The 11,532-nt window shown below is 39.1% G+C and carries 17 protein-coding genes and 1 riboswitch; of the genes, 6 read left to right on the top strand and 11 right to left on the bottom strand.

What is annotated here, in order from left to right; translation table 11 throughout:
• Positions 1-231: 231 nt before the first annotated feature.
• The 8 genes from EDX97_RS00510 to EDX97_RS00475 form a co-directional block, all read right to left on the bottom strand.
• Entirely contained in the window at positions 232-822 is a 591-nt protein-coding gene (locus tag EDX97_RS00510; protein WP_128519271.1) for a hypothetical protein, read from the bottom strand.
• Positions 819-1,682 (bottom strand): patatin-like phospholipase family protein, encoded by an 864-nt coding sequence (locus tag EDX97_RS00505; protein WP_128519270.1) that lies wholly within the window; start codon positions 1,680-1,682, stop codon positions 819-821. The genes EDX97_RS00510 and EDX97_RS00505 overlap by 4 nt, the downstream gene beginning before the upstream one ends.
• 74 nt (positions 1,683-1,756) lie before the next feature.
• On the bottom strand, positions 1,757-2,539 hold the full coding sequence (locus EDX97_RS00500) for a class II glutamine amidotransferase (RefSeq protein ID WP_128519269.1): 783 nt from the start codon (positions 2,537-2,539) through the stop codon (positions 1,757-1,759).
• Between the two features lie 95 nt (positions 2,540-2,634).
• Complete coding sequence (locus EDX97_RS00495) at positions 2,635-3,525, bottom strand: ketopantoate reductase family protein (protein WP_128519268.1); 891 nt, start codon at positions 3,523-3,525, stop codon at positions 2,635-2,637.
• The gene (gene dapB, locus EDX97_RS00490) at positions 3,522-4,241 is read right to left on the bottom strand and encodes a 4-hydroxy-tetrahydrodipicolinate reductase (RefSeq protein ID WP_128519267.1); all 720 of its coding nucleotides are present in this window, start codon (positions 4,239-4,241) and stop codon (positions 3,522-3,524) included. The genes EDX97_RS00495 and dapB overlap by 4 nt, the downstream gene beginning before the upstream one ends.
• Positions 4,238-5,116, bottom strand: coding sequence for a 4-hydroxy-tetrahydrodipicolinate synthase (gene dapA / locus EDX97_RS00485; RefSeq protein ID WP_394806121.1), 879 nt, complete (start codon positions 5,114-5,116; stop codon positions 4,238-4,240). Before dapA ends, dapB begins: the two co-directional genes overlap by 4 nt.
• Positions 5,117-5,133: 17 nt before the next feature.
• Positions 5,134-6,396: a diaminopimelate decarboxylase gene (gene lysA / locus EDX97_RS00480; RefSeq protein ID WP_128519265.1), complete on the bottom strand. Its 1,263-nt coding sequence runs from the start codon at positions 6,394-6,396 to the stop codon at positions 5,134-5,136.
• Between the two features lie 60 nt (positions 6,397-6,456).
• A riboswitch (Lysine riboswitch) is annotated at positions 6,457-6,622 on the bottom strand.
• Positions 6,623-6,659: 37 nt separating this feature from the next.
• Positions 6,660-6,935, bottom strand: coding sequence for an ArsR/SmtB family transcription factor (locus EDX97_RS00475; protein WP_148039791.1), 276 nt, complete (start codon positions 6,933-6,935; stop codon positions 6,660-6,662).
• A gap of 106 nt (positions 6,936-7,041) precedes the next feature.
• Here EDX97_RS00475 and EDX97_RS00470 point away from each other — a divergent pair, with 106 nt between their 5' ends.
• From EDX97_RS00470 to EDX97_RS00460, 3 genes are read left to right on the top strand one after another with little or no spacing between them, the layout of a single operon-like run.
• The gene (locus EDX97_RS00470) at positions 7,042-7,638 is read left to right on the top strand and encodes a YigZ family protein (protein ID WP_128519264.1); all 597 of its coding nucleotides are present in this window, start codon (positions 7,042-7,044) and stop codon (positions 7,636-7,638) included.
• Positions 7,639-7,650: 12 nt separating this feature from the next.
• Positions 7,651-7,866: a hypothetical protein gene (locus EDX97_RS00465; RefSeq protein WP_128519263.1), complete on the top strand. Its 216-nt coding sequence runs from the start codon at positions 7,651-7,653 to the stop codon at positions 7,864-7,866.
• Complete coding sequence (locus tag EDX97_RS00460) at positions 7,863-8,717, top strand: GNAT family N-acetyltransferase (protein ID WP_128519262.1); 855 nt, start codon at positions 7,863-7,865, stop codon at positions 8,715-8,717. Before EDX97_RS00465 ends, EDX97_RS00460 begins: the two co-directional genes overlap by 4 nt.
• Here EDX97_RS00460 and EDX97_RS00455 read toward each other — a convergent pair.
• The 3 genes from EDX97_RS00455 to EDX97_RS00445 all read right to left on the bottom strand — a co-directional run bounded on the left by EDX97_RS00455 (position 8,714) and on the right by EDX97_RS00445 (position 10,474).
• On the bottom strand, positions 8,714-9,079 hold the full coding sequence (locus EDX97_RS00455) for a hypothetical protein (RefSeq protein ID WP_128519261.1): 366 nt from the start codon (positions 9,077-9,079) through the stop codon (positions 8,714-8,716). The genes EDX97_RS00460 and EDX97_RS00455 overlap by 4 nt on opposite strands.
• Positions 9,080-9,301: 222 nt before the next feature.
• Complete coding sequence (locus EDX97_RS00450; protein WP_128519260.1) at positions 9,302-9,724, bottom strand: histidine kinase; 423 nt, start codon at positions 9,722-9,724, stop codon at positions 9,302-9,304.
• 21 nt (positions 9,725-9,745) lie between these two features.
• Positions 9,746-10,474: a HAMP domain-containing protein gene (locus tag EDX97_RS00445; RefSeq protein ID WP_148039790.1), complete on the bottom strand. Its 729-nt coding sequence runs from the start codon at positions 10,472-10,474 to the stop codon at positions 9,746-9,748.
• A 208-nt stretch (positions 10,475-10,682) separates the two neighbouring features.
• Between EDX97_RS00445 and EDX97_RS00440 the strand changes: the two genes are divergently transcribed.
• From EDX97_RS00440 to EDX97_RS00435, 3 genes are read left to right on the top strand one after another with little or no spacing between them, the layout of a single operon-like run.
• Positions 10,683-10,925, top strand: a complete 243-nt coding sequence (locus tag EDX97_RS00440; protein WP_128519258.1) for a hypothetical protein — start codon at positions 10,683-10,685, stop codon at positions 10,923-10,925.
• A gap of 53 nt (positions 10,926-10,978) precedes the next feature.
• A complete protein-coding gene (locus tag EDX97_RS11600; protein ID WP_183164207.1) occupies positions 10,979-11,128 on the top strand; it encodes a hypothetical protein in 150 nt (49 codons plus the stop codon).
• Positions 11,121-11,528 carry a GtrA family protein gene (locus EDX97_RS00435; protein WP_128519257.1) on the top strand — a complete coding sequence of 136 codons (408 nt, stop codon included), beginning with the start codon at positions 11,121-11,123 and terminating at the stop codon, positions 11,526-11,528. Before EDX97_RS11600 ends, EDX97_RS00435 begins: the two co-directional genes overlap by 8 nt.
• Positions 11,529-11,532: the final 4 nt, after the last annotated feature.

Raw genomic sequence — 11,532 nt, 5'->3', positions numbered from 1 at the left:
AATTAATACATAATCGAACAGTTATTCCATATGGACGAATGTTCTTCCCAGTGGGAACTAATTCCAGTTATTACAGATTTTTTAAACACTGTTCAATGAAATAGAACCTTAAAACTTTCTTAAAATTTGAATTTTTCATCCTTCTTTCGTTCATAAAGTGACCATACAAAAAAGCTAGCTTCAATGGAAACTAGCTAATAAAATCATAATATGCAAAAATTAACATATTCATTATATCTGTCCAATCATCTGTAAAAACATCAAGGCCAATCCCAAATGGCTGATCCAACTACCTACCATCCAAATGGTTGGTCTTTTGAGTTGAAGATCTTCGAGTTCAAAGAACACAAAGAGTAAAGGGATGAATATCTCCATCAACCATAATCCATAACTATTCATATTTCCCGATTCGATAAATAAGAGCTCTAATACCACACCCATTCCGAAAAGAGGTAAGTTTCGTAATAAGGTATACCCCCGATATTTGGTCTTCTTCCATTGTTTCCATGGCACAAAACACAAGAGGAGTCGAGCCAAAAGACAAATGGTAAAAATCATGGAAAGAAAGGACGGAATCGTCAACATTGTATATAAATTTAACCAGGCTTGGTATAGGGAATAAAAACCAAACGTGATAGCTAAGGCTTGGATCAAACGATTTTCTTTATATGTCACATCGATCAGATCACATACATAAAAACCAATCAATACCCACGCAAAGCGATGAAAAATATCAAATGGCTGTTCCAATAGATGAACGATCAAAGAAAACATCACCACAAGATATGCGATACAAATGATCGTCTTTACCTTTTTTTTCATCGTGCATCCTCAATAAAGGCTTGAAATGCCTTGTTCAACTTCACATAATCATACATACCCAACGAATACAATTGTTCATTTTCTTTGGGATCCATGGATGTCGTACTCATGGGTAGATGCTCACTGGGCGCAAAGATAAACGCCTTGTGCTTTTTTTCCAAATCAAACATCAAATCTTGTTCTTGTTTATACATGATATGTCGTCTATCCAAATCCTTGATCGTTGCTGGATATTTGGCACATAACGCATGATACAACTTCTTATGCGCTTCTGGTTCTTTGACATAATCCCGTGGTTTGGACGTGATTACGACCAATTTGTCACATCCTTTATCCAAAGCTCTTTGACAAGGAATCGCATCCGATACCCCACCATCATAATAACGGTCCTTGCCAATTTGGATGGGATGACAAGCCGCTGGAATGGCACTGGAAGCCATGATGGCACGATAATCATCTTGTTTCATGACCGACTTATCAAAATACACCGGTTTTCCGGTTTTGGCATCGGTTGCGACCAATTCAAACTCGGATGGATTATCCATGATGGCTTGATAATTGATTGGATCCTTGCCCGTCGAATTGGTAAGGGTACCATAAATATAATGGAGACCAAATAAATCACCGGTCTTCAAAAAACTCTTTTTGCCAAAAAATTCCGGATTCTTGATCCACTTTGTATAAAAACGTATATTGCGACCGCGTTGTCCCGCCAAGTAGCTTGCTAGATTCGCACTACCTGCTGAAGCACCAATACAATAATCAAACGTAATCTTATCATCTAAAAATTTATCTAATATAGCGGCCCCATAGGCACATTTCATGCCACCGCCTTCACATACTAAACCAATTCTTGTCATATGATCATCCTTTACTATGTGATATATATTCTAAATCATTTCCGAAAAAAAAGAAATGGACACCCATCCATTTCTTAGAGATTCGCAAAGTCAATAAAGTCACCACCAATGGACTTAAATTGATCCGCATTATATACATATTCATGATGATGATTGGTTCCTTGATAAATCAATTCACCATCTTGATACGCCAACAATTGCGTCAACGGAACCGGATACCAATCTTCCTCTGATAAAGGTTTGGTCGAAAAGTAACGACCATCCGGTGTTTCCAATTGATTCAGGGTATGTGCCTCATTGGTGTGAACATAGAAATTGTCGCCATCATAAATCATCAAATTCAATTTATTACCTTGGGATAAGTCACAAACCAATGTATCCAAGAGTTCAAAACGTTCTTGTTGATTCAACTCTTTACCCAATTCAATTTCTTTACGATTGATTGCATCCACAATAAATAACAACACACGTTCACTATCGGTTTCGCCATCTTGGACTTTCTTATATTTATTCAATGCATCATAATTAAAGATGGTACCATTATGGACCATGGTCCACGTGCGACCATATCGATCTACCCACCGATAGGGATTACAATTGTTGTATTTCATTTCGCCTACGGTCGCATAACGAATATGGGCTAAACACGTCCGTGCATAAATCGGTTCGGATAAACGCTCCGCTAAATAAAGGGATCGAATCGCTTGTTTGGACTCTTTTTCAACCCGTGAAACTTTACCATCCAAGATAGCCAAGCCCCATCCATGCGGATGTCGTACACTATGGGAATAGAACACGTCCAAATAGTCATTCATCTCTTTATAGGTATTTCCTGAAAAGCCAAACAATTCACACATGTTCCTTCACCCTTTCCGGTTTCATTATATCGAAAAAACTATGTTTTGTGAAAGTTCCATGCATTGTTTATTTTTCTAACACTTCTAAATATTATTTAGAACGCAGCTTCAATCGCACGAATACGTCGGGCCAGATCTTCCAATACCGGTGTTTGAATACCTAATTTTTTTGCGATAGGAACGACCGTACCCGAAAACAAGGCCAATTCCGTTTTTCGATGCGCAATGATATCTTGACGCATGCTGGGCATACCCTCATTGGATAACGGTTCCATCACATCAAACCAATGTTGCACATCCGCATCCGTAATTGGAATATTTTGGGCATTGGCCACGGCCTTCACTTCCAACATCGCTTTCATATAAATATCTTGTAGCGGACCATCGACCTTGATACCACCATACGTTGTATAATACGCTGCACACGTTTGGTTAATACCGCAATTCAACATCAATTTATTCCATTGTTCCTTAACAATATCTTCGACCCAACGATGAGGAATTTGACAAGACGTATACAATTGTTCCAAACATTGACACGCTTCCATTTGATCTTTTTCATCCGCTCCAAACAAAAGTTCACCAACCACTTTATATGTACATTGATTATGTAAATAGGTCGAATCCATACCTTGAACAATGGTTCGAATTACCTTGTTCTTTGGAAAGGCTTTACGCAATTCCTCCTCAGATACAATTCCATTTAAAGCTGATACAATGATCGTATGTGCATCGATTGAATCTTTTGCTTGTTCGATGGCACTTGGCAGACCACTATATTTTGTGGAAATAAATAAGAGATCCACCGGATCGGTTTGGGTTTCATATTGAAAATCCACTGGTTTTCCGTTACAAATCAAAGGATTGGCTTCATAACGTTTCTTACGATCCGCATCTACTAAGAAGACCACATCTTGATGACCCTTTTCAAACAACTGACCATACAACGTTCCAATAGCACCACGACCTATGATCGCAATCTTCATGCCTGATTCACTCCTAAAAGATCTGGCATGCCATACAATCCAGCCGGTTTACCTTCCAACCAAGCTGCGGCTTTTAGAGCCCCATTGACAAAAATCTGACGATTGGTTGCATGATGCGTGATCGTAATCGATTCATTATCACCAAAGAAATGAACCGTATGTTCACCAGCTTCGGTACCACCACGTAAAGCATGGACACCAATTTCTTTTTGACGTGGACCAATCAAGCCATGACGACCATAGACTTCTTTGAATTCGCCATTGGGATTCATGATTTCCAAGATGGCTTTGGCCGTACCACTTGGCGCATCGGCCTTTTGGTTGTGATGGGTTTCCACCAACTCCATATCAAAACTATCTTTCAACATTGGTACGGCTACTTTCATGATCTCGGTAAAGACCGCCACACCATAGGAATAATTTGCGGAAAAGAAGACAGGATGCGTTTTGGATAAAGTCACCAATTGCGCTTTTTGATCCGCATCCAACCCCGTAGTCCCATAAACCAAAGCACAATCATGGGCGTTGACATAGTCAATGATCCAATTTAAATTATCGCGATGGGAAAAATCAACGATCATATCCGCACTTTCCAGTGTATCTAAGACATCCAAATTGGATGTATCGACATTGGCTAAAACTGTATGACCTAAGTTCTGGGCCGTTTCTTTTAAAAGTGAGCCCATCTTACCTTGTCCACCAATGATTAATTTCATTCAATGATCCCTACTTTCTTCATTTCTTCTTCCAAATGATCGTGGTTCTTAGGATCCATTGGATACAATGGCAAACGATAACCACCCACGTTCTTACCCATCAAATTCAAAGCAGCCTTGACTGGAATTGGATTGACCTCACAGAATAAGGCATGAATATAATCAAGATATTTTTGTTGGATGGATAAAGATTTCTTCAAATCCCCATCAAACCAAGCTTGCACCATATCATGGGCTTCTTGTGGATTGGTATTGGCAAAGACAGAAATGACACCGGAACCACCTAAGGAAAGAATGGGAACGACCATATCATCATTACCAGAATACATCACAAAATCATCACTCAAATAACGAGAAATACGGGTAGCATAACTAATATCCCCACTAGCCTCTTTGATACCACAAATATTTGGATGTTTTGATAATACGGATACGGCATGTTCACTTAATTTACATCCCGTACGTCCTGGTACGTTATATAAGATAATAGGGGTATGAACCGCATTGGCTACGGTTGTAAAGTGGGCAATCATACCACCTTCATTGGCCTTGTTGTAGTACGGCGTGATGATCAACAAATAATCGGCACCCATATTTTCATATTTGATACTCTTATCGACTGCTGTTTTCGTATCGTTAGAACCAGCTCCAACCACAACGGGAATCCGATGATCGATCTTATCAATCGTATAACGAACGACCGCATCATCTTCTTCATGGGTCATGGTACTCGATTCACCCGTTGTTCCTAAAACCAAGATACCATCGGTATGATTGGCTACATGATACTCCAACAATTCACCTAACTTATCAAAATCAACACTGCCATCTTCATGAAATGGTGTAATTAATGCAACAATAGAACCCTTGATCATTGAAAACACATCCTTTCTTATTCATCCGTTTCTAAATCAATCAAATGTTCGTACGATTCCCTTCGAATCACTTCACGTGCTTTTCCTTGTCGACAGAAGACAACACCGGGCAAAGGATTTTTATTGTAGTGCGAGGCCATCGCATAGCCATAGGCACCCGTTGTATACGTAACCAATAAATCTCCCGGTTCACACTTTGGTAAGGCAATGCCTTCAATCAAGATATCGCCGGATTCACAAGCTTTTCCAGCCACGGTGTAAACCGTATCTTTCGGTGCATCCATTTTATTGGCAATATCTGCATTGTATTTGGCTTGATACAATGCCGGCCGAATATTATCGGCCATGCCCCCATCGACAAATACATACTTTTTATTCGGTGTTTGTTTCATGAATCCCACCGTATAGATGGTGGAACCCGCTTCCGCAACCACGCTCCGTCCCGGTTCAATCAAGATCTTTTGAATGGATAATCCCAATTCTTGGTTTTGTTTCTCACAATGAGAAACAATGGTTGAACAAACTTCCTGCAAAGGAATAGGATGATCTTCCGAAGTATAGGTAGCGGCAAATCCACCACCCAAATCCAACGTATTCAAATGAATATCATAGGTATCTTCTAAATGTTTGATGAAACCAAACATCTTTTCAATCTCGGCAATAAATGCATTCTTATCAAAAATCTGCGATCCAATATGGGCATGTAACCCATCAAAAGATAGATGCTCATCTTGATCAAATGTGCGAATCACATCCACCAACTCTTTTTCTTGGAGCAAGGAAATACCGAATTTACTATCGACATGTCCCGTTACGATATATTTATGTGTATGGGCATCAATTCCTGGATTGACTCGAAGCAAGACGTGGATCGTATGATCGATGCTTTGACTCATTTCATGAAGCATTTGCGCTTCCATCAAGTTATCCACAATAATCGTTCCCACACCATAATTAATGGCCATTTCTAATTCTTCCTTGGATTTATTGTTTCCATGAAAATAAACCTTGGACATATCAAAATCTACGGCTTTTGCGGTATAAAGTTCACCACCGGACACCACATCCAGACTTAAACCATATTCTTTGACCAATCGCAACATCGCCTTACAGCTAAATGCTTTGGAAGCATATAGGACACCTGTTTCCATCGTATCGGATTGAAAAAAGGTTGCATATTCCTGTAAACGGGATCGTAATTGATCTTCATCATACACAAACAACGGTGTCTTGTATGTTTGTGCAAGCGTATCGACTCGTACGCCACCAATTTCTAACATCACTTTCCTCCTTTATATAAAAAAAACCAGTAAGAGCTATCTTACTGGTTACGTGAAAGGCAATCAGATAGCTCTCCTACCAAAGGTAGACAGTCTTACAGATCTTCTCTGCAAGCCCACCACCTATCCATGCCTGAATAAGCAGTTCGGCAAAATCGCTACCATAGAAAATCAACATCTGCCGACTCCCTTTCTACGGTGTCTTTTTTGCGCCTCTATCATTTGAACCCAGTGTATCACTTTCATTAACAATTGTAAATCATTCACTTCGAAATGATCGCATTCAGATGATTCACCACATCCTCCAATACTTTTCGATCCACTGAATAAACCACATTTTTTCCTTTTCTCTGTTGTTTGATCACACCCGCTTCACTCAATACCTTCATGTCGTGTGATAACGTAGGTTGTGTCACATGAAACAAAGGCAATAATTCATATGCACAATATTCTTTTTCCATCAATCGATCAACAATTTCCAACCGTTTTGGGTCGGATAAAGATTTTAACACCTTCGTTGTCTGCACATAGGATTCCATTTTTTCCACCTCTTATGGTCTAAACTTTCAATATCCATATAATCATATTTTTCTATGTTTCCTAAAAAAAAGGACAAAACGGTCCTTGGCATGGTAGAATCAGTCTATGAGAATTATGGAAGATGTAACCAACACCATCGAAATCAAAAAAAGCAAATTTATTACCTATCTGCATCGAACCAACGATGAACAAGAAGCCAAAGAATTCTTGAAACAAATCAAAAAAAGCCATCCCCAAGCCCGTCATTATTGTACGGCTATGATTATTGGCAACATCGTACGATCCAATGATGATGGTGAACCCAGCCAAACCGCTGGCCATCCGATGTTGGATGTCTTATTACACAACCATATGGAAGACATCTTTGTGGTCGTGGTTCGATATTTTGGTGGCATCAAATTAGGAACAGGCGGCTTGGTTCGCGCCTATAGTTCCAGTGTCAAAGAAGCCTTGGATAAAGCCACCAAATCCGAAACCAAACTATTGGAAGAATACACCATTACGTTTGGCTATGATCTGATTGGTAAATTGGATGCCTATTTTCGTACCCATCAAATCGAAATTACCCTGAAAGACTATAATGAACAAGTGACCTATCAATATTTGACCGATCACGATATCACATCCGATCTAAAAGAACTATCCAACGGATCGATCCAACCCATCTCAATTGGGCAAATAGAATGGGAAACCCCCATCTAAAAAGGAGACACTATGCGATTTTTTTATACATATATTCTATTATTTGGGTTAATGATCCTTCTGATTCAATTTTTACCCGTCTTATTGCCAGCTCTTGTGATCATCTACCTTGTATCTTTAGGCTATGGAGCCTGGAAACAAAGAGATAAAAAGATCAAAGCAGAAAAACGCAATCCCGATGCGATCGATGCCGAATATACCGAACACGATGAAGAGGATCCGCAATGATCACCACCTGTACTCCGCAAGCCGAAGCGGTCCAACAACTTTTAGAAGTCTCCATGATCCAATGGGAACCTTTTCAAGTGCAAGCTTGGATGATGCATCAATACGATTCGCATCATCTCTATGGATTCTGGCAAAATGAGCATTTGATCAGTTTGATTCAAACCATACCCACCAAGATTCAAATACAAGATCATATGGTTTCTGCCCTTGGCATCCAATGGGCCTGTACCCATCCGAATCATCGGCAACATGGCCATTTCAAATCCTTGCTCAAAGTGGTTTTGGAACAAAGCCACTACAATCATGTCTTGACCTATTGTGAAACCGATTTTCCCCAATTATTAGAAAACCATCGCTTTCAGTCGATTGCCTATGGGAAAGTGGCATGGATCGAACCCAAAAAGAAAGGTCATCCCACCAACGTATCGACAAAGTTTGTGGATTCCTATGCCATCTATACCCAATTTATGCAGCATTTTGAAGGCACGCCCATCCTGAATCACGAACAATATCTAGCTTATTTGCGTTATCAGTTAGCCCGAAAGAAAAAAATATTGACTACCAAAAAAGGCGTTGCGATCGTATCGGATCATTCAATGGATACAATCTGGTATATCGATAGTTCTGCCATCGATGATTTTTTAACCTATTTAAAAGATCCGCATCTGCGGATCCATACCAGTGCCAATGAGCATTTAGAAAAATATTATACCTTGCATCAACCTCGTAAATCGAGAACCTTGATGGTGCGATTAAACGATCCAAAACTCTATGCCAGAGCTAGTCATGCAACCTTAAAAAGTATCCAGACCTTGTATCAAGAATTGACGCATCCGGTCTGGACACGTTAAATGTATTTGATTCCATTGGGAAACTCGCACAATCGTTGATTCGTTTCTTCCTCACTTACGATATAAAAAATACGATTTTCTACATACTTTTTAAAATCGATATAAACTACATTGTGTAAAAGGCCTGTATTCTTTTGACGACTATAGATATATAACGTTCTGCCATCAACCATATGAATTTGATCATGCTCTTCTTCTCTGAGGTCGATATTTTCAAAAACTTCTCCATCATACGAAACAAAGCCATTCAATAAACAAAATTGACGAATCAATTCATCTTTGGTTTTTTGGTCGCCTAAATAAAGCCAAATTCGTTTTTCTGGATACTTTGATAATAATGATTCTAAACTTCTTGTTTTCATGTTGTTCCTCCTTTTAAAAAAAGAAAAGCCCTATCGATGATGATAGGACCCTATATGAAAACGGACCTATCATCTTGGCTTTACCACCTTGCATTTCTGTAGGTTGGTACGTGCTACGAGCCAATCTCTAACACGTTCTTTATAGGTATCGGTATTGTAACATAAAAAAACTATTTACATAAAGGAAGTGTCAATACGATCAAAAAGAGATCATGGGTCTGCTCATAAACAAGAACCCTGTAGTTGTTTCATGCTCATCTGCACACTTTGTAAACCAATATGATTGCTTTCTACATCTTTTGTAGACGCAATATAGTTTTCAAATCGGATATAAAATTCACCCTTTTCAACTTTGGTCAATATATGGATCGGTTTTTGTTTATCCGCATATTTAATGATATTCGAGGATAAATTATTAAAAATACGATGAACCAAAGGCAAGTTGCCTTCAATGCAGCCATGCATGGTCTGATCCACAAATTGTATATCATAGCCTCGTTTTTTGAGATCATCAATCTGATTCAATAAGGCAATGATTTCCTGAATGGCCATCTTGCCCATGTGCAGTTCTTTTGAATCGGATACATGCAGACTTTGTTTAAATAACGCCTCGGATAAATCAATCAACTCATCCGTTTTCTTCAAACACCGTTGTATATAAAACGCTTACCTTTCTTCTTCCCCTTTTTTTAGCGACAATATTTCTAAATACCCCTTTAATGTCGCTAATGGTGTTCGAATATCATGAGACATCGATGTAATTAAATCATGATTGGCCTGGCTAGCTCGTCGTTCGGCTTGTTGATTCTCATACGCATACAATCGCATTTCATCAATTTGTTGGGCCAAGCGCCCCAATTCATCTTGGCCTTCCACACCAATCGCATGCGTCCAATCGCCATTTTCCAAATAAGAAATATCCTGCGTCAACTTTTCAATGATTTGTACACGCTTTTTCATAAAACCATACAGAATCAAAACATAAAAAGAAAAAATAATGCCAATTTCTATGTATTCTATTGCCTGCATGTCATACAATTCCGGATACATATTGACATAGACCCACGTTTTGCGATTTTTCCATTGTACCTGAAAGGTATGCACCGTGCCAAACGTATCCTCATTCATATATTGTAGATAGTTCCTTTGTTTCGATGAATGATCCACATTGATAAACTTTTGATCATAGAGAATACTGACACTTTCATAGAAATCCATGTGTTTACGGATGGCTTTCGAAATCGCTTTTTTATTCTTGTTGGACAAAGTCGTCGTTTTCGCATAGGAATACAAAGAAGTCTCTAGCTGAGTCGGATAGGTCGTGTTGTTGATATTTTCGTGATACCACTGCATCCAGATAGGATTTAAAACAATCGTACTTCCATAGACACACAAACAAAACCCTGCTGCACAAATACTACATTTTCGCTAAGCCATATCGCTCATAAAAAACTGATGGATGGAAGGAATGAACCTTCCCCATCCAACGAAAAGCAATCCATCCGACTAGAATCGATAGTCCAGCAACGATTAGGCTCCATAGATGAGCTGCCGAATAGGGTGCTACTGATATCGCCAAATAGATGGATTTTCCATCCGCATCTTGAAACGTATACGACTTGGTCGAATGATGTCTCGTCCTATGGTCGATGCCATCTTGGAAATCAAAGAAAACAATCGCTATATGAAAGGTATTTTCTCCTATGTTGGTTTTGACACCAAATGGATCGGCTTTCATGATGAAAAACGTGCTGGTGGTCAATCCAAATGGAATTTTGTAAGCTTGTTCACCTATGCCTTACAAGCCATCTATTCCGTTTCAGATGCACCATTCAGTTATGTGTAATCATTGGTATTCTCTGTATGCTTGTTTCCTTGGTGTTTATTCCGCACTATTTCATGATCTTTATGATGATGTTCTTTGCGGGCGTACAAATTCTTTGTCTTTCCATGATTGGTGAATACGCATCGAAGTGTTATATGGAAAGTAAACATCGTCCGATTTATATCATCAAAAAACAGAGTCGCAGAGGTATCCAAAATGACTAAATGGATCGATCAAACTACATGGCGGTTTCTTTTGGTAGGTTGTATCAATACCCTATTTGGCACATCCATCATGTTTCTTGCGTATAACGTATTGGGCTTATCGTATTGGCTATCGAGTGCTTCCAATTACTTTTTTGGCAGTATCCTCAGCTACTTTCTCAATAAGTATTTTACTTTTCAGAAAAAAGATAAAAGCATTGGTGATATCCTTCCCTTTGCCCTCAACATTACCATCTATTATTACATTGCGTATGGACTGGCCAAACCATTGGTGGCCAACCTATTCAGCTCCCTTAGCGTATCAATGAAAGACAATGGGACCATGTTGGTGGGTATGTGCCTATTTGTTGGCCTCAACTATCTTGGTCAACGATACTTTGTTTTCCAAAAAAAAGAGTGACGAA

The sequence above is a fragment of the Absicoccus porci genome (assembly GCF_003725415.1).
GTDB classification, from domain to species: Bacteria; Bacillota_I; Bacilli_A; order Erysipelotrichales; family Erysipelotrichaceae; genus Absicoccus; species Absicoccus porci.
Note: the sequence above shows the minus strand (reverse complement) of the source record. Positions and strands in the feature narration are given on the sequence as shown.

Coding starts and splice junctions, on each gene's coding strand:
- EDX97_RS00510 (WP_128519271.1), bottom strand. CDS start 822: ATGAAAAAAAAGGTAAAGACGATCATTTGTATCGCATATCTTGTGGTG.
- EDX97_RS00505 (WP_128519270.1), bottom strand. CDS start 1,682: ATGACAAGAATTGGTTTAGTATGTGAAGGCGGTGGCATGAAATGTGCC.
- EDX97_RS00500 (WP_128519269.1), bottom strand. CDS start 2,539: ATGTGTGAATTGTTTGGCTTTTCAGGAAATACCTATAAAGAGATGAAT.
- EDX97_RS00495 (WP_128519268.1), bottom strand. CDS start 3,525: ATGAAGATTGCGATCATAGGTCGTGGTGCTATTGGAACGTTGTATGGT.
- dapB (WP_128519267.1), bottom strand. CDS start 4,241: ATGAAATTAATCATTGGTGGACAAGGTAAGATGGGCTCACTTTTAAAA.
- dapA (WP_394806121.1), bottom strand. CDS start 5,116: ATGATCAAGGGTTCTATTGTTGCATTAATTACACCATTTCATGAAGAT.
- lysA (WP_128519265.1), bottom strand. CDS start 6,396: ATGTTAGAAATTGGTGGCGTACGAGTCGATACGCTTGCACAAACATAC.
- EDX97_RS00475 (WP_148039791.1), bottom strand. CDS start 6,935: ATGGAATCCTATGTGCAGACAACGAAGGTGTTAAAATCTTTATCCGAC.
- EDX97_RS00470 (WP_128519264.1), top strand. CDS start 7,042: ATGAGAATTATGGAAGATGTAACCAACACCATCGAAATCAAAAAAAGC.
- EDX97_RS00465 (WP_128519263.1), top strand. CDS start 7,651: ATGCGATTTTTTTATACATATATTCTATTATTTGGGTTAATGATCCTT.
- EDX97_RS00460 (WP_128519262.1), top strand. CDS start 7,863: ATGATCACCACCTGTACTCCGCAAGCCGAAGCGGTCCAACAACTTTTA.
- EDX97_RS00455 (WP_128519261.1), bottom strand. CDS start 9,079: ATGAAAACAAGAAGTTTAGAATCATTATTATCAAAGTATCCAGAAAAA.
- EDX97_RS11600 (WP_183164207.1), top strand. CDS start 10,979: ATGATCTTTATGATGATGTTCTTTGCGGGCGTACAAATTCTTTGTCTT.
- EDX97_RS00435 (WP_128519257.1), top strand. CDS start 11,121: ATGACTAAATGGATCGATCAAACTACATGGCGGTTTCTTTTGGTAGGT.